Genomic DNA, 16,622 nt, shown 5'->3' on the forward strand with positions numbered 1-16,622 from the left:
TCACTGGCGGGTGGTGCATTCCTGCAACATTCGCTATCACCCATGGAACCCGAAAAAACTCTGGGAAATCAGATCATCCAGGGTGCGTAGAGTGGCGCATTGACGGCGTTCATCTCGGCGCTGCGGCCACGCTCACGGCGCGTCGTCTCGACGATCTCGAACGCCGTGCGGTCCGACAGCAGGCGGCGCAGGGCCGCGGCATTCATCCTGTGGCCGCCGCGATAGGAGCGGAAGCAGCCGATGAAGCGGGCGCCGGCCAGCGCCAGGTCGCCCATGGCGTCCAGCGTCTTATGTCGCACGAATTCGTTGGGGTAGCGCAGGCCGCCCATATTGATGACGCGGTTGTCGTCGCCGATGACCAGCGAGTTCTCCAGCGAGGAACCGAGCGCGTAGCCTGCGGCCCACAGCCGCTCGACATCCTTCATGAAGCCAAAGGTGCGGGCGCGCGCGATGTCACGACGGAAAATATCGGCATTGAGGTCGGAGGCAAACAGCTGACGACCGATCGCCGGGCTTTCGAAGTCGATCTCAATCTCGAAACGGGTCCCGTCATAGGGCCGAAACTCCGCCCACGAGGCGCCGTTCTCGATGCGGACCGGCTTGATGACCCTGATATAGCGCCGCTTGACCGAGAGCGTCTCGATACCCGCCTGATCGATGGCTTCGACGAACGCCATGGCGCTGCCATCGAAGATCGGAACCTCGGAACCATCGATCTCGACAGCGACATTATCGATGCCGAGCCCAAACAGCGCCGCCATGATGTGCTCGACCGTGGCGATATGCTCGCCGGCGGGATCACCAAGCATGGTGCACAGGTCGGTAGCGCCGACTTCCGAAACCAGGGCACGAAACTCGCGGCCCTGCTCCGCACCGTTGAAAAGCTGGAAAACGATGCCGGTGTCGGCATCCGCGGGCACGAAGCTGATGGACACTTCCTTGCCGCTGTGGACGCCGGTGCCGGTAAGCGACGCGCGCGTCTTCAATGTCGTCTGATAGTCGTGCAAGACAATCCCCATAAGCCCGTAATGCCTAGGTCCGCTTCTCCAGCCCGAGGGCGCGGCTCTTGTGTGAATCGGCTGGCAGGGTGACTTCCCCCGAAATCCCGGCAAACCGATGATGGTAGGCAGCGAAGATAATGTCCCGTCAGGGAGACTCCAAATCACGGTTTCTTACTCTGTGTAACCGCAAAATGGAATGAGTGCGACTTGGTAAGTCGTTGAAATCACATCATTTAAAACATTAACAGGCAAGCGATTCCTCGCTTGCCTGTTAACAAATGTTACAGTCCGTTTACCAATCAGTTGGCCTGGCGGCGCAGGAACGCCGGAATCTCCAGCTGATCGTCTTCCTGAGTCGTCCTCACCTGCGGCGTCAGGCGGCCCTGATCATCGAGCTGGCCGCGGCGCGGCGCATAGAGCTGCGCATCCTGGCTGGCGAGACGGCGCACTTCGGGCGCGGCCTGGCGCAGCTTGGGCTCGCGCGGCTGCGCCGGCTGCAGCCGTGCGGGTTCTTCCTCGCGGCGGGTCAGGCCATTGGTCAGGCGCTTCAGCAGGCCCATCGGTCCGCTGTTGTTCTCGTGGTCGACCGGGCGGCTCTTGGCATCCACCTCGGCCTTGACGACCGGCGGAAAGTCCTCGACGCGCGGCATGCGCTGCGGCGCCATGGCAACCGGCTGCGGCGCCTCGCGCTGCAGCATCTCGCGCGGCTGCGGGGCCGGCTGCATCTGCTGGACCACCGGCTGCGGCATCGGCTGGGCGGGCGGCGCCTGGAAGATCTTGCTCTGCGGGCGGAAATCTTCAGCGTGGGCGACCGGGGCCGGGCGCGCCTGCGCCATGGCCGCGGCATTGGCTTCGGCCAGATGGATGGCTTCCGCGACCGGGTCGATAGCGCGTGGCTCGTATGCCGCCTGCTGGACAGGCGCCGGACGAACCTCCGCGATCTGAGCCGCCGGGCGGCTGGCCGGCTTCGGAGGCGCCGTGCGGATCGAGATCGGTGCGGCGGCGATTTCAGCCGCCGACTTGTCGATGCCGGTGGCAACCACCGAGACGCGGATGACGCCTTCGAGTTCCTCGTCGAAAGTGGCGCCCAGGATGATGTTGGCGTCCTGGTCGACTTCCTCGCGGATACGGGTCGCGGCTTCGTCGACTTCGAACAGCGTCAGGTCGCGGCCGCCGGTGATCGAGATCAGCAGGCCCTTGGCGCCCTTCATCGAGGTCTCGTCGAGCAGCGGGTTGGCGATCGCCGCTTCGGCGGCGGCCATCGCGCGGCCCTCGCCGGAAGCCTCGCCGGTGCCCATCATCGCCTTGCCCATCTCGCGCATGACGGAACGGACGTCGGCGAAGTCGAGATTGATCAGGCCTTCCTTGACCATCAGGTCGGTGATGCAGGCGACACCGGAATAGAGCACCTGGTCGGCCATGGCGAAGGCGTCGGCGAAGGTGGTCTTGTCATTGGCCAGCCGGAACAGGTTCTGGTTGGGGATGACGATCAGCGTATCGACGCATTTCTGCAATTCCTCGATGCCGAAATCCGCGGTCTTCATGCGGCGCTGGCCTTCGAAGTGGAACGGCTTGGTGACGACGCCGACGGTGAGGATGCCCTTTTCGCGCGCTGCGCGGGCAACGACGGGAGCAGCACCCGTACCGGTGCCGCCGCCCATGCCGGCGGTGACGAAGCACATATGGGTGTTGGTCAGGTGATCGAGGATTTCATCGATGCACTCTTCCGCCGCCGCACGGCCGACTTCCGGCTGCGAGCCGGCGCCAAGGCCCTCGGTGACATGCGCGCCGAGCTGGATCAGGCGGCCGGCCTTCGACATGGTCAGCGCCTGCGCGTCGGTATTGGCCACCACGAACTCGACACCGCGCAGACCGGCGGTGATCATGTTGTTGACGGCATTGCCGCCGCCGCCGCCGACACCGAACACGGTGATGCGCGGCTTAAGCTCGGTGATGTCCGGCTTCTGCAGATTGATGGTCATTGTCTCCGTCCTTTGCCTTTCACGCCGCTTCGCCGCCGCGGCCGCCTATGGGGCTGTCCCCGTCAATTTTAGAAACTGTCTCTCAACCACTGACTCATGCGATGCAGTTTTCCGCCCGTTCCGGTCATTTTGAGACCGGAAATTCCTTTCGCCGGATGGCTCTCGAAGCTCGCCATCTGCGGATAGATCAGAAGCCCCACCGCAGCCGAGAAGGCCGGCCCCTTCGCCGCTTCCGGCAGACCGGCCACGCCGAGCGGGCGGCCGATGCGCACATTGCGTCCCAGGATGCGGCGCGCCGCCTCCGGCAGGCCGGCAAGCTGGCTGGCGCCACCGGTAAGAACCACACGCTTGCCCACTGCATTGCCATAGCCGGACTTGTTCAGCCGGTCGCGCAGCAGTTCGAGCGTCTCGTCGATGCGGGCGCGCACGATGCGCGTCATCACCGAGCGCGGGATCTGCAAGGGCACGTCGCCATCGTCGCCGATCGGCTGGATCGAGACCAGGTCGCGGTCGTCCGCGCTGCCCGGCAGCGCCGAACCATGCATCACCTTCAGCCGTTCGGCGGCATCGAGCGAGGTCGACAGCCCCTTGGCCATGTCCAGCGTGACATGGTTGCCGCCAATGGCGATGGCGTCGCCATGGACGAACCTGCCTTCCGAAAACACCGAGATCGTCGTCGTGCCGCCGCCCATGTCGATGCAGGCCGCGCCCATTTCCAGCTCGTCGTCGACCAGGGCCGCCAGGCCGCTGGCATAGGGCGTCGCCACCATGCGCTCGACCGACAGATGCGAACGGTTGATGGAAAGCTCCAGATTGCGCATCGGCGCGGCGTCGCCGGTCAGCACATGCATGTCGACGCCGAGGGCGTCGCCGACCATGCCGCGCGGATCGCGCACGCCGCGTTCGGCATCCAGCGAGAAACCGACGGGAAGCGAATGGATCACCTCGCGCTCGGCCTTCAGCGCCTGCTTGGCGCCGGCGCCGAGAACGCGCTTGATGTCGGCCTCGTCGGCCTCGTGGCCGCCTAGATTGATGGTGGCGGAGAAGGCTTCGCTCTTCAGCCGGCCGGCCGTCATGTTGACGATCAGCGAATCGACCGTCAGCCCGGCCATGCGCTCGGCCGCGTCGACGGAAAGGCGGATGGCATGTTCCGCCCTATCGAGGTCAACCACGACACCCGACTTCACGCCTTGCGATTTCTGATGGCCGATGCCGATCACCTGGATCCGGTGCGAGCGGCCGCGCAGCAGCTTGCCGTCATCGCATGGCTTCAGCTTGGCCACCATGCAGCAGACCTTGCTCGAACCGACATCCAGCACCGTCAGGGTGCCGGACCGGCGCGACGCGGCATCGCCAGGACCGCCAAGCCAGCTCATATCTTCGTCTCCGGCTTGCGCTTCAGGCTCTTGGGTTTCTCGTTGAGGGCGGCTTCGCGCTGCGTCGCCGCTTCCGCCGTCAACTGCACGACCAGCCGGTCCGTCAGGCGCATGTCGACGGCGGCGATGTCGCGCGACAGCAAGCCGTTGTCATGATCCATCTTGACGAGTTCGGCGAGCGCCTGTTCCTCGCCATCCTCGGGAAGCTTGATGGTGATGCCATTGTCCAGCTTCAGGTCCCAGCGCCGTTCGCCGACGCGGATATAACCTTTGATCCGGCTCGCGAGTTCGGGATATTTTTCGACCTTGGCCAGGAAATCGGGCGCGCTCGCCGGCGCGCCGGTGCCGATCAGCAGCGGCAGGAGCACCTGCTTGCCGCCCGAGAACGGCGCGATCATGGCGCCATTCCTCTCGATGACCGAAAGCGCGTCACCCTGCTGCCAGAGCGCGAAAGCCTCACGCTCCTCGACGCGCACTTCCAGAGTATGCGGGTAGACCTTGCGGACGGCCGCAACCTCGATCCACGGCAATGTCGCAATTCGTTCCCGCGCGGCCTCGGCATTAAAGCCGATCAGCGACGTCCAACCGTCGAGTTCAAGCCTGTCGAGTATGTCGATTTCCGAGGTCTGGCGATTGCCGACCACCTTGACCTGATCGACGGCAAAGCCGGTACGGGCGGTGATGCTCTGCACGATACCCTCGACATGACCGCCGAGATAGGCGCCATAGGCACTGCTCGAGAAAATCAGCACGGCCGACATCATGGCCGCAGAAAAGCGCGGCGCCTGGAATTCCCCGACGCCCAGGCGCGCCAGAATGCGCACCGGGCGGCGCAGCATCCGCGGCAGCACGAAATGGCCCGACGACAATGGCAGGCCGAACAGCGCCGGCCCCGCCGCGCCCCTCTCCCAACCCTGTCTCCATTTCAACGCAGGCACGAAGCGTCCTCCACCATCCAACTCAACAAATCGCCAAACGAGTGCCCGGCCTGGGCGGCGATTTCAGGCACCAAGGACGTCGGCGTCATACCCGGCTGGGTGTTGACCTCGAGCCAGACAATCTCGCCGTTTTCGGAATGACGATCGTCATAACGGAAGTCCGAACGGGAAACGCCGCGACAGCCGATCGCTTGGTGAGCCTTGAGCGCCAGTGTTTGTATTTTTTGGTAAATATTCGGTGAAACTTTTGCGGGGCATTCGTGCTTTGATCCCCCGGCGACATATTTTGAATCATAGTCATAGAAGGAATGGCCGGTCGGGATGATCTCGCAGACCCCCAGCGCCACATCGCCCATCACCGCGCAGGTCAGCTCCCTGCCGTGGATGTAGCGCTCAACCATGATGGTATCGCCATATTTCCACTCGGACGAGCCGATCACCTGCGGCGGATGCGACTGGCCTTCATGTACGATGACGACACCGAAGCTCGAACCCTCATTGACCGGCTTGACCACATAGGGCGGCTTCATCGGATGCTTGCTCTGGATGGCGAAGCGGCTGGCGACCTTCGATTCGGCGACCACGATGCCGACCGACTTGGCAACCCGCTTGGCCTGCTCCTTGTTCATGGCCAGAGCCGAGGCGAGCACGCCGGAATGGGTGTAGGGAATGCCGAGATATTCAAGGATGCCCTGAATGGTGCCGTCCTCGCCAAAAGGGCCGTGCAGCGCATTGAAGGCAACATCGGGCTTGAGCTCGGCAAGCACGGAGCCGACATCGCGCCCGACATCGACACGGGTGACCTGGTAGCCTTCCTTCTCGAGTTCATCGGCACAAGCCTTTCCCGACGATAGAGACACGGGCCGCTCGGACGAAAAACCACCCAGCAGGACGGCCACATGCTTGTTTTTCATTCCCCGGCATCCCCTCTCTCACGGCGGACCAAAACCAGATTTTCCGCAACATTGAGTCAGAGTCTCCCGGCAGGTTGCCCCCCAGACGGAAAACGCTGAAAACGCGTCGAACGACTCAAATCAGGAAACGCTTTCGAGCAGAGAATCAGAGAGTTGATTCACTGGCAAGTGCTTACGATTCCGAGAGATTCACTTTCTGAGAAAATGGATGCGAAAAGCGTGTCGTTGAGTCTTTGCGGCAACGGTCGCGGACCGTGTCGGCCGTGTTAAAGTTCATGCATCACATGAACTTCAACACGCGCCACGCTGCGCTTTAAAGAAGCTGTCCCAAAAACTCCTGAACCGCATGTCCCGGCCGGAAATTGCCGATGCGCTTGATTTCCCATTGCAGCCGGATACCGGAATTCTCCAGCACCCGCGTGCGCACCGTCTCGCCGAGATATTCTAGGTCGTAGCCGGTCGCGGTTCCCGTGTTGATCATGAAGTTGCAATGCATCGGCGACATCTGGGCGCCGCCGATCATCAGGCCGCGGCAGCCCGCTCTGTCGATCTCCTTCCAGGCCGACGTGCCTTCCGGATTCTTGAAGGTCGAGCCGCCGGTCTTCTCGCGGATCGGCTGCACGGTCTCGCGATGGTTCTGCACGGCCTCCATCGCCGCCTTGATCGCCGCTCTGTCCTCGGCAAAGCCCTCGAACACGGCCGAGGTGAAGATCAGCCCGGCAGGCGCCGCCGAATGGCGATAGGCGTAACCCATATCGGCATTGCTCAGCGTCTGCACATTGCCCTTGCGGTCGAGCGCTCGCACTTCGACGACCCGCTCGCGCGTCTCGACGCCGTTGGCGCCTGCGTTCATCCGCAGCGCACCGCCGATTGCACCCGGAATGCCGTGGTAGAAATGAAAGCCGCCAATGCCGGCCTCGAGCGCCACCGCTGCGACGCGCTTGTCGGGGGTCGCGGCTCCCGCCTTGATCCTGATCGGCGAAATCACCTCGGCCTCGCCGAAGCCCTTGGCCGAAAGGCGGATGACAAAGCCCTCGATGCCGCCATCGCGGACCAGAAGGTTCGAGCCGACGCCGACGACGGTCAGTGGTATCTCTTCGGGAACGGCTTTCAGGAATGCTGCAAGATCTTCCTCGTCGGCCGGCTGGAACAGCACCTCAGCCAGACCCCCTGCACGGAACCAGGTGATCTTGTCCATCTCGGCGTTCGGCGTCAGGCGGCCGCGCAGGCCGGCAAGCCGGTCGCCCAGTCTGTCGATCAGGGCCTGGCCGTGCATCATGAGACGGTCCCGCCAAGCTCCTTGGGCAATGCATAGGCCCATTGGGTGATGTTGCCGGCGCCCAGGAAGACGACGAAGTCACCCGGCTTTGCCAGATCACGGATGACGGGCGCGATCGCCGCCGGACCCTCGATGTAGCGTGCGTCGCGATGGCCGCCGGCGCGGATGCGCGACACCAGCGCGTCCGAGCTGACGCCGTCGATCGGCTCTTCGCCGGCCGCGTAGACCGGCGCCACCATCACTGTGTCGGCGTCGTTGAAGCAGGTGGAAAACTCGTTGAACAGATCATGCAGCCGGGTGAAGCGGTGCGGCTGGGCAATGGCGATGACGCGACCTTGGGTGGCGCTGCGCGCCGCCTTCAGCACCGCCGAGATCTCGACTGGATGGTGGCCGTAATCGTCGAATATTTCGACGCCGTCCCACGAACCGGTATGGGTGAAGCGGCGCTTGACGCCGGCGAAGGACGACAGGCCCTTCTTGATCGCCTCGGCCGACAGGCCGAGCTCATGCGCGACCGCGATTGCTGCCGTCGCGTTGGAGACGTTGTGGCGGCCGGGCATCGGCAGGCGCAGGCCTGCTATGACAGTCTGGCCGCCTGTCTTGCGGTCGCGGATCACCACGTCGAATTCCGAAATGGCACCTGCCATGCGGTGATTGGTAAAGCGCACGTCGGCCTGCGCATTCTCGCCATAGGTGATGACCCGGCGGTCCTCGATGCGGCTGACCAGTGCCTGCACCTCGGGGTGATCGGTGCACATCACGCCAAAACCATAGAACGGCACGTTCTCGACGAACTGGCGGAACGCCTCGCGCACCTTGTCGAAGCTGCCATAGTGATCGAGATGCTCGGGATCGATGTTGGTGACGACCGCGATCTCCGCCGGTAGTTTCAGGAAAGTGCCGTCGCTCTCGTCGGCCTCGACCACCATCCATTCGCCGTCGCCCATGCGCGCATTGGTGCCATAGGCATTGATGATGCCGCCATTGATGACGGTCGGATCGAGCCCGCCGGCATCGAGCAAGGTCGCCACCATCGAGGTCGTCGTCGTCTTGCCATGCGTGCCGCCGATCGCCACCGCCTGGCGAAAGCGCATCAGTTCGGCCAGCATTTCGGCCCGGCGCACGATCGGCAGCAGCTTTTCGCGCGCGGCCTTCAGCTCTGGATTGGATTTCTTGATCGCCGTCGAGACGACCACCACCTCGGCATCACCGAGATTTTCGGCCCTATGGCCGACGAAGCATTCGATGCCCTTGTCGCGCAGCCGCTGCACATTGGCGCTTTCGGCCTGGTCGGACCCTTGCACCTTGTAGCCGAGATTGTGCAGCACTTCGGCAATGCCGCTCATGCCGATGCCGCCAATGCCGATGAAATGCACAAGGCCGATGGTCTGCGGCATCTTCATGCTTGCGTCCCCTTCCTGAAATCCGAAACGGTTTTTTTGGACGCAATAGCCTCTGTAAGATCAGCGAGCAACCGTGCCGCGTCCGGCCTCCCGGCCGATTTCGCACCCGCCGCCATCACCGTCAGCCGATCGGGGTCTTCCATCAGCTCGCCGATGAGCGCTGCGATGCGTTCGGACGAGAGCGAGGATTGCGGATGCACTTCGCCGCCGCCGGCAGCGGCAAGGGCCGCCGCGTTCGCCGCCTGATCGTGGTCGAGCGCATAGGGGTAAGGCACCAGCAGCGCCGGCCGGCCGATGACGGCGATCTCCGAGACGGTCGAGGCGCCGGAGCGCGAGATCACCAGGTGCGCAGCCGCCATGCGCTGCGCCATGTCGGTGAAGAAGGGCGAGACCTCGACGGCGACGCCAAGCGCGGCATAGGCTGCCTTGACCCGCGCCACGTCATCCGCGCGCGCTTGTTGGGTGATCACCAGCCGCTTGCGCTGTGCGTCGGAAAGCAGCGCGATGGCTCCCGGCACGGCATCGGAAAAGAACTGGGCGCCCTGGCTGCCGCCGAACACCAGCAGGCGGAACGGCTGTTCCCCGGTCGATGCCGCATAATTCATCCTGGCCGCTTCCAGCACGGCCGGCCTGACCGGATTGCCTGTCGTCACCGTCTTCACACCGGCAGCACTGGTGTCCTGCGGCAGGAAGCCGCCGGCGATGGCGTCGACACGGCCGGCCAGCGCCCGGTTGGCGCGCCCCATCACCGCGTTCTGCTCATGGATCAGCGTCGGCACCTTGCGCCGTGTCGCCGCGTAGAGCGGCGGCAAGGTTGGATAGCCGCCGAAGCCGACGACGGCATCCGGCTTGATCCTGCCGATGACGGCGGAAGCCTGGCGCACGCCGCGCCAGATTTTCCAGAAGGCACCAAGCAGGGCAAAAGGGTTTTTCGAGCCCATCGTCGCCGACTGGATCGGGTGGACGGCGGCGGCCGGAAAATGGCCGGCGAAACGCTCCGCACGGTCGTCGGTTGCCAGATGCACCGACCAGCCGCGCTCGTTCAACTCATGCGCCAGCGCCTCGGCCGGGAAAAGATGCCCACCGGTGCCGCCTGCCGCGAGAAGGATGACGCCTCTGGCCATATCACTCCGCCGGCACGGCGCGTTGCGACAGGCCAAAGCCCACCTGCTTGCGCTTTTCCGGCCGCTTGCGTGTCAGCGCCAGCACCATGCCCATCGAGATGGCGATGGCGATCTGCGAGGAGCCGCCATAGGAGATGAACGGCAGCGTCATGCCCTTGGCCGGCACAAGCTGGAGGTTGACGCACATGTTGATGACAGCCTGCAGGCCGAACACGGTGACGAGGCCGCCGACCGCATAGCGGGTGAAATCGTCATGCTCCTTCAGCGCCGTGTTGAGGCCGCGCAGCACGATGAAGGCGAAGATCGACATGATGAAGAAGCACATGATCAGCCCGAACTCTTCGCCCGCGACCGAGAAGACGAAGTCGGCATGGCTGTCGGGGATGACGCGCTTGACGGTGCCCTCGCCCGGTCCGACTCCGAACCAACCGCCATTGATCAGCGCTTCGCGCCCCATGTCGACCTGGAACGTGTCGCCCTCGCCGGTGAGGAATTTGTCGATGCGCAGGGCAACGTGCGGGAACACCGTATAGGCGGCAAAGACGCCGCCGACGCCGGCCGCACCCAGCGCGACGATCCACAGCCAGGGCAGCCCGGCCATAAAGAACATGATGCCCCAGGTGCCGGTCGTCAGCATGGTCTGGCCGAGGTCCGGTTGCGCCACCAGCAGCGACACGACCAGCACCAGCAGCAGCATGGCGAACAGATTGCCCGGAATATCGGGCTGGCGCTTGTGCTCGGCGAAAAGCCACGCGCACATGATGACGAAGGCCGGCTTCAGGAATTCCGACGGCTGGATCGACAGGCCGGCAAGCGACACCCAGCGGCGCGCACCCTTCACCTCGACGCCGATGTAGAGCACCGCCACCATCAGCACCAGCATCAGGCACAGGATGACCAGCGCCATGCGCCGGATCTGCCTGGAATCGAGGAAGGAAACTGCCAGCATCACACCGAGCGCCGGCACGGTGAAGATGATCTGCCTGGTGGCAAAGTGGAAACTGTCGAGGCCGATGCGTTCGGCCACCGCCGGACTGGCGGCGAAGGACAAGACGATGCCGAGCCCCATCAGCGACAGGAACGCCGCCAGGAACCAGCGATCGATCGTCCACCACCAGGTTGCCACCGGGCTTTTGTCGAGACGGCTTTGCATTATCGTGCCCCTCCGATGGGTTTCACACCCTCGATAGCATTCGCAGCTTGCCTGAAGGCTTCGCCGCGGACTTCGAAATTCTTGAACTGGTCGAAACTGGCGCAGGCCGGCGACAGCAGCACCACCGCCTCGCCGCTGTCGTCCTTAGCGGCATCATGCGCGGCGTGCTCGACCGCGGCGGCCAGCGTGCCTGAGATCTCGTAGGGAACTGCCTCGCCCAGCGTCGCCGAAAAGGCCGGCGCCGCCTCGCCAATCAGATAGGCCTTGGCGATGCGCGGAAAGAAGCCGCGCAACGGCTCAATGCCGCCTTCCTTGGGCAGGCCGCCGGCGATCCAGTAGATGCGCGTAAAGCTGGATAGCGCGGGTGCTGCCGCATCGGCATTGGTCGCCTTGGAATCGTTGATGAACAGCACATGGTCCTTGCGACCGACTTGCTCCATGCGATGCGCGAGGCCGGGAAAGCTTTCCAGCCCGGACTGGATTTCGCCAAGCTCAAGCCCGACCTTGAGGCAAGCGGCGACCGCCGCCAGAGCGTTCTGGGCATTGTGCTGGCCGCGCAGCGAGCCGATGCCTTCGAGGAAGGCGACGCGGCTGTAACGGCCGTGCACGGCTGCCATCAGATTGCCGCCATCGGCGAAATAGCCATCGGTCAGCGGCAGGCGCTTGGAAATGCGGATGACAGGCCGGCCCGCCCGCTCCAGCCGCTCGGCGATCTGCGCGCACCAGGAATCGTCGATGCCGACGATCGCCGTCTCGCTGCCGGCTACCAGCCGCTCCTTGATCGCGGCGTAGTGCTGCATGGTGCCGTGGCGGTCGAGATGATCGGGCGTCAGGTTAAGCAGGATGCCCGCCGTCGGATTGATCGAAGGCGCGAGATCGATCTGGTAAGACGAGCATTCGACCACATAGTGCCGATCGGGCTCGGGCGGATCGAGCGTCATCACCGCGCGGCCGATATTGCCGCCCATCTGGGTGTCGCGTCCCGCGGCCTTGAGGATATGCGCGGTCAGCGCGGTCGTCGTCGACTTGCCGTTGGTGCCGGTGATGGCGATGAAGGGCGACGTCGGCGCGCTCAGCATCCGCTCGCGGCAGAAAAGCTCGACGTCGCCGATGATCTCGACGCCTGAACCGCGCGCCAGCTCCACCGTCCAATGCGGCTTGGGATGCGTCAGCGGGACGCCCGGCGACAGCACGAAAGCCGAGAATTTCGCCCAGTCGGCGCCGCGCAAATCAGCAGTCGCGATACCGGCACCGGCGGCCTTGGCCACGCTGTCGGGATTGTCGTCCCAGGCCAGCACGTCCGCGCCGCCCTCTATCAGCGCGCGCGCCGTCGCGATCCCCGAGCCACCGAGCCCGAAGAGCGAAACGCGCTTGCCTGAAAAGGATGCGGCGGGGATCAAAGGGCTTCCTATCTCAGCTTGAGGGTCGACAGGCCGACCAGCGCCAGGATGACGGCGATGATCCAGAAGCGGATCACCACCTGGCTTTCGGTCCAGCCGAGCTTTTCGAAATGATGGTGGATCGGCGCCATCAGGAACACCCGCTTGCCGGTCATCTTGAAGTAGCCGACCTGGATGATGACTGACAGGATTTCCACGACGAACAATCCGCCGACGATGACCAGCACGATCTCGTGCTTGGTGGCGACCGCGACGGTGCCGATCAGGCCACCCATGGCCAGCGAGCCGGTATCGCCCATGAAGATCGCCGCAGGCGGCGCGTTGAACCAGAGGAAGCCGAGGCCGGCGCCGATGACAGCGCCGAGCACGACCGCCAGTTCACCGGTGCCGGGCACGAAATGGATCTGTAGATATTCAGCGAATACCGCATTGCCCGAGAGATAGGCGATGACGCCGAAGGAGGCCGCCGCGATCATGATCGGCACGATCGCCAGCCCGTCCAGACCGTCGGTGAGGTTCACAGCATTGCCTGCTCCGACGATGACGAAGCAGGAGAACGGAATGAAGAACCAGCCGAGATTGACGATGAATTCCTTGGCGAAGGGAAACGTCAGCGACGAAGAGAACGGCGCCTGGCCATTGTGCATGATCACCCAGGCGGCGATGCCGGCGATGACGAATTCAAGCGCCAGCCTTGCCTTGCCGGAAAAGCCGAGATGCGACTGCTTGGTCACCTTCAGATAGTCGTCGTAGAAGCCGATCGAGCCGAAGCCCAGCGTCACCAGCAGCACCACCCAGACATAGATGCTCGACAGGTTGGCCCACAAAAGCGACGAGCCGATAATGCCCGACAGGATCATCAGTCCGCCCATGGTCGGCGTGCCGGCCTTCTTGAAATGCGTCTGCGGTCCGTCGGCGCGGATCGGCTGGCCCTTGCCTTGCCGCAGCCGCAGCGAATTGATGATGGTCGGCCCGAAGATGAAGACGATCAGCGCCGACGTGATCAGCGCCCCGCCGGTGCGGAAGGTGATGTAGCGGAAGACATTGAAGACCGAGACCTTGTCCGCAAAATCGACGAGCAGTGTAAACATGCGCTTTTCGTCCCCCGACCTAGGTCTGTTTTCTGGCTGTCGATTCAGCCGGGAATTTGCCCAGCAGCGCATCGACCAGTTTTGCAAAGCCGATGCCCTTCGACGATTTGATCATCACCACATCGCCCGGCCTCAGCGCGGCAAGCAGCACCGGCTTCAGCTCCTCGACACCGGCGCGGTATTCCGTCTTGATCTCAGCCGGCAGCGCTTCGGCCAGCGCCCGCATTTCCGGGCCGCCGAGAAAGACGGTCCGCGTGCCCGTGCCGACGATGAGATCGGCAAGGGCTGCATGCAGCTTGGCCGAATGGTCGCCGAGTTCGAGCATGTCGCCGAGCACGGCGATGCGGCGGCCCTCGCCCGTCACAGGCGTCGCGTTGAGCAATGCCATGGCAGCAGCCATCGATGCCGGATTGGCGTTGTAGCTTTCGTCGATCAGCGTGATCAGTCCACCTGGGTAGCTCGAAGTCGAGCCACCTGGGTGGCTCGAAGTCGAGCCACCGGGATGGCGCAGCACATGGCGCTTGCCGCGCCCGCGTTCGGCAGAGAGATCGGCCAGTGCTGAAGCCACCTTGTCGAGATCGGCGCCGACCAGATGCGCAGCACCCAGCACCGCCAGCACGTTCTGCACCATATGGCGGCCGGGCGCGCCGATCCGCGCCGCCACTTCGTGGCCGCCGATCCTGGCGATGATGTCGGAATGATCCGCATGCAGTTCGCATTTGGTGAGCTTGAAGGTAGAGCGCGCATTCTCGCCGAAGCCGTAGACGTGCTCGACACCGGCGGCATGGGCCATCTTGTCGAGCAGCTTGAAGCGCGCATCGTCGCGGTTGAGGATGGCGGCCCCCTCGGGCTCCAGCCCTTCGAAAATCTCGGCCTTGGCCTTGGCAATCTCGTCGAGATTGCGGAAAAAGCCGAGATGCGCCGCCGCGATCATGGTGACGATGGCGACATGCGGCCTCACCATTTTTACCAGCGGCCGGATTTCGTCGGGATGGTTCATGCCGATCTCGAATACGGCATAGTCGCAATCATCAGGCATGCGCGCCAAGGTCAGCGGCACGCCCCAGTGATTGTTGAAGGACTGCGCCGAGGCGTGCACCTTGCCGACGGCTTGCAGCGCATGGCGCAGCGCTTCCTTGGTGGTGGTCTTGCCGGCCGAACCGGTCACAGCGATGATTTTCGCGCTCGAGCGGGCGCGCGACGCAACTCCAAGCTTTTCCAGTGCGACCAGCACGTCCTCGACGACGATAATCGGCGCCGTCAGCCGCCCGAGCGACGGCAGCTTGCCTTCGGCCACCACCAGCACGCCGGCGCCGGCCTTGATGGCGGCGGTGGCGAAGTCATGGCCGTCCATCGCCTCGCCCTTGATGGCGAAGAAGGCGTCGCCCGGCTGCAGGCTGCGGCTGTCGATCGAAATGCCGGAAATGCCTTCCGGCATCGGCCCCAACGGCCGCCCGTCCATGGCGGCAACCAGCGCCTCGCAGGTCCACAGCAAGCTCATGCGGCACGCTCCGTAAGCGCCGCGCGAACTTCCTCATGATCGGAGAAATGCAAGGTTTCGGAGCCGATCGTCTGGCCTTCCTCGTGGCCCTTGCCGGCCACGATCAGCGTGTCGCCGGCATGCAGCATGGCGACCGCCTCGTGGATCGCCTGGCGCCGGTCGCCGATCTCGATGGCGCCGGGGGCGGCGGCCAAAATAGCGGCGCGGATCGTTTCCGGCACTTCGGAGCGCGGATTGTCGTCGGTGACGATGACAACATCTGCAAGCCGCGTCGCAATCTCGCCCATGATCGGTCTTTTTCCCCGGTCCCGGTCGCCGCCGCAGCCGAACACGACGATGACGCGGCCGGTCGTGAATGGGCGCACCGAGGCCAGCACGTTTTCGAGCGCGTCGGGCTTGTGGGCATAATCGACATAGACCGGCGCGCCATTGCCGGTGGTGCCGACGAGGTCGAGCCGGCCCGGGGCGCCCTTCAATTTCTCCAACGCCAACAATGCCTTGGCTACAGGTGTTCCCGTGGAAATGGCAAGACCCGCCGAAACCAGCGCATTCGAAATCTGGAAATCACCGGCCAGCGGCAGGTCGATCTCGTAGAGCACGCCATCGGCCTCGACCTCGGCCCGCTGGCGATGGCGTTCATGCTCGACCCGCTTCAGCCTGAGGAAATCGCCATGGCGGCCAACCGTCAGCACTTCGAGCCCCGCGGCCCGCGCCGCCTGAATCGTCGGTGCCGACCATGGATCGTCGGCGAAGATGACGGCCGGTGCGCCTTTCGGCAGCAGCGCGTCGAACAGACGCAGTTTGGCGCGGTGATAGTCCTCGATGGTCGGATGATAGTCCATATGGTCGCGGCCGAGATTGGTGAAGCCGCCGGCCGCCAGTTTCACACCGTCCAGACGGCGCTGGTCGAGCCCATGGCTGGAGGCCTCCATCGAAGCGTGGGTAACGCCGGCATCCGCCAATTCCCGCAGCAATTGATGCAGGGCGACCGGATCGGGCGTCGTCAGCGAGCCATAATCGTTGCGCCCAGGCGCCACCACGCCGGTGGTGCCGATCGAAGCGGTGGCATAACCGGACTGCTCCCAGATCTGCCTGGTGAAAGCCGCGACCGAAGTCTTGCCGCTGGTGCCGGTCACCGCGACCATGATCTCAGGCTGCTTGCCGAAATAGCGTGCCGCACTCAGCGCCAGCGCCAGGCGCGGATCGTCGACCGCCAGCACCGGTACAGGGATCCCGGCAAAGGTGCTGCCCTTGCCCGCCACGATCGCGGCCGCACCGCGCGCGGCGGCGTCGGCGGCATAAACGGCACCGTCGGCCTTGGTTCCCGCGAGCGCAAAGAAGACAACACCCGCTTTTACCTGGCGGGAATCCGAAGAAATCCCTGTAACCTCCAGATCGACGGAAGCTATTCCCTCGACGGGCAGGATACCGGCTAGATCTCTGAGCTTCATCGAGTCCCG

Annotated in this window: 13 protein-coding genes; all 13 read right to left on the reverse strand. The window is 64.2% G+C overall.

Annotation, left to right across the window (positions count from 1 at the left end; translation table 11 throughout):
• Positions 1-68: 68 nt before the first annotated feature.
• On the reverse strand, positions 69-1,019 hold the full coding sequence (gene lpxC, locus AC0L3E_RS13885) for a UDP-3-O-acyl-N-acetylglucosamine deacetylase (protein ID WP_023813134.1): 951 nt from the start codon (positions 1,017-1,019) through the stop codon (positions 69-71).
• 281 nt (positions 1,020-1,300) lie between these two features.
• Positions 1,301-2,983, reverse strand: a complete 1,683-nt coding sequence (gene ftsZ / locus AC0L3E_RS13890; protein ID WP_127273569.1) for a cell division protein FtsZ — start codon at positions 2,981-2,983, stop codon at positions 1,301-1,303.
• 68 nt (positions 2,984-3,051) lie between these two features.
• Positions 3,052-4,359, reverse strand: a complete 1,308-nt coding sequence (gene ftsA, locus AC0L3E_RS13895) for a cell division protein FtsA (protein ID WP_127328878.1) — start codon at positions 4,357-4,359, stop codon at positions 3,052-3,054.
• A complete protein-coding gene (locus AC0L3E_RS13900) occupies positions 4,356-5,297 on the reverse strand; it encodes a cell division protein FtsQ/DivIB (RefSeq protein ID WP_473604977.1) in 942 nt (313 codons plus the stop codon). Before AC0L3E_RS13900 ends, ftsA begins: the two co-directional genes overlap by 4 nt.
• Positions 5,285-6,211 carry a D-alanine--D-alanine ligase gene (locus AC0L3E_RS13905; RefSeq protein WP_473604978.1) on the reverse strand — a complete coding sequence of 309 codons (927 nt, stop codon included), beginning with the start codon at positions 6,209-6,211 and terminating at the stop codon, positions 5,285-5,287. Before AC0L3E_RS13905 ends, AC0L3E_RS13900 begins: the two co-directional genes overlap by 13 nt.
• Positions 6,212-6,524: 313 nt before the next feature.
• Entirely contained in the window at positions 6,525-7,490 is a 966-nt protein-coding gene (gene murB, locus AC0L3E_RS13910; RefSeq protein WP_027034937.1) for a UDP-N-acetylmuramate dehydrogenase, read from the reverse strand.
• Positions 7,487-8,893, reverse strand: a complete 1,407-nt coding sequence (gene murC / locus AC0L3E_RS13915) for a UDP-N-acetylmuramate--L-alanine ligase (protein ID WP_023813140.1) — start codon at positions 8,891-8,893, stop codon at positions 7,487-7,489. Before murC ends, murB begins: the two co-directional genes overlap by 4 nt.
• Entirely contained in the window at positions 8,890-10,017 is a 1,128-nt protein-coding gene (murG, locus tag AC0L3E_RS13920) for an undecaprenyldiphospho-muramoylpentapeptide beta-N-acetylglucosaminyltransferase (protein ID WP_128308279.1), read from the reverse strand. The genes murC and murG overlap by 4 nt, the downstream gene beginning before the upstream one ends.
• 1 nt (position 10,018) lies before the next feature.
• Positions 10,019-11,170 carry a putative lipid II flippase FtsW gene (gene ftsW, locus AC0L3E_RS13925; RefSeq protein ID WP_127270939.1) on the reverse strand — a complete coding sequence of 384 codons (1,152 nt, stop codon included), beginning with the start codon at positions 11,168-11,170 and terminating at the stop codon, positions 10,019-10,021.
• Positions 11,170-12,570 carry a UDP-N-acetylmuramoyl-L-alanine--D-glutamate ligase gene (gene murD / locus AC0L3E_RS13930; RefSeq protein ID WP_473604979.1) on the reverse strand — a complete coding sequence of 467 codons (1,401 nt, stop codon included), beginning with the start codon at positions 12,568-12,570 and terminating at the stop codon, positions 11,170-11,172. Before murD ends, ftsW begins: the two co-directional genes overlap by 1 nt.
• An 8-nt stretch (positions 12,571-12,578) precedes the next feature.
• Complete coding sequence (mraY, locus tag AC0L3E_RS13935; protein WP_013530954.1) at positions 12,579-13,661, reverse strand: phospho-N-acetylmuramoyl-pentapeptide-transferase; 1,083 nt, start codon at positions 13,659-13,661, stop codon at positions 12,579-12,581.
• Positions 13,662-13,680: 19 nt separating this feature from the next.
• A complete protein-coding gene (locus AC0L3E_RS13940; RefSeq protein ID WP_473604980.1) occupies positions 13,681-15,162 on the reverse strand; it encodes a UDP-N-acetylmuramoylalanyl-D-glutamyl-2,6-diaminopimelate--D-alanyl-D-alanine ligase in 1,482 nt (493 codons plus the stop codon).
• Complete coding sequence (locus tag AC0L3E_RS13945) at positions 15,159-16,613, reverse strand: UDP-N-acetylmuramoyl-L-alanyl-D-glutamate--2,6-diaminopimelate ligase (protein WP_473604981.1); 1,455 nt, start codon at positions 16,611-16,613, stop codon at positions 15,159-15,161. The genes AC0L3E_RS13940 and AC0L3E_RS13945 overlap by 4 nt, the downstream gene beginning before the upstream one ends.
• Between the last annotated feature and the right edge of the window lie 9 nt (positions 16,614-16,622).

The organism is Mesorhizobium sp. WSM4822, assembly GCF_055811155.1.

Coding starts and splice junctions, on each gene's coding strand:
- AC0L3E_RS13940 (WP_473604980.1), bottom strand. CDS start 15,162: ATGAGCTTGCTGTGGACCTGCGAGGCGCTGGTTGCCGCCATGGACGGG.
- murB (WP_027034937.1), bottom strand. CDS start 7,490: ATGATGCACGGCCAGGCCCTGATCGACAGACTGGGCGACCGGCTTGCC.
- ftsW (WP_127270939.1), bottom strand. CDS start 11,170: ATGCAAAGCCGTCTCGACAAAAGCCCGGTGGCAACCTGGTGGTGGACG.
- murG (WP_128308279.1), bottom strand. CDS start 10,017: ATGGCCAGAGGCGTCATCCTTCTCGCGGCAGGCGGCACCGGTGGGCAT.
- murC (WP_023813140.1), bottom strand. CDS start 8,893: ATGAAGATGCCGCAGACCATCGGCCTTGTGCATTTCATCGGCATTGGC.
- ftsZ (WP_127273569.1), bottom strand. CDS start 2,983: ATGACCATCAATCTGCAGAAGCCGGACATCACCGAGCTTAAGCCGCGC.
- lpxC (WP_023813134.1), bottom strand. CDS start 1,019: ATGGGGATTGTCTTGCACGACTATCAGACGACATTGAAGACGCGCGCG.
- ftsA (WP_127328878.1), bottom strand. CDS start 4,359: ATGAGCTGGCTTGGCGGTCCTGGCGATGCCGCGTCGCGCCGGTCCGGC.
- AC0L3E_RS13905 (WP_473604978.1), bottom strand. CDS start 6,211: ATGAAAAACAAGCATGTGGCCGTCCTGCTGGGTGGTTTTTCGTCCGAG.
- mraY (WP_013530954.1), bottom strand. CDS start 13,661: ATGTTTACACTGCTCGTCGATTTTGCGGACAAGGTCTCGGTCTTCAAT.
- AC0L3E_RS13945 (WP_473604981.1), bottom strand. CDS start 16,613: ATGAAGCTCAGAGATCTAGCCGGTATCCTGCCCGTCGAGGGAATAGCT.